Source organism: Telluria sp. AZSoR62, from assembly GCF_058111565.1.
The window spans coordinates 1-243 of the sequence record NZ_JBYTST010000525.1; the positions used below are offsets into that span (position 1 = coordinate 1).

Annotated in this window: 1 pseudogene; it reads left to right on the forward strand. The window is 52.3% G+C overall.

Going from position 1 to position 243, the window contains the following annotated elements:
• Positions 1-12: 12 nt before the first annotated feature.
• Positions 13-243: pseudogene (locus AC3XQU_RS24625) on the forward strand (hypothetical protein); the annotation flags it as partial.

Sequence of the window (243 nt, forward strand, 5' to 3'; positions counted from 1 at the left end):
CAAGAGCATCTTATGCAACAGCCCCCCCAAACACCTTTGCAGCGACGATATTACTGGGCCGTCGTACGGCATATAGCTTTGACAGCTCTCCCTGACCAGATATTAAGTCAGGCAGAGCAGGATCTGCACCGCGAGCTAAAGGGGATCATCTTGGGATATGAGGACGTCCCCTCAAAATCAGGGGCGAGCGAAACCCAACCCATCAGTACATCAGGTCTTACCAGGGAGGAATTTACCGGCTTT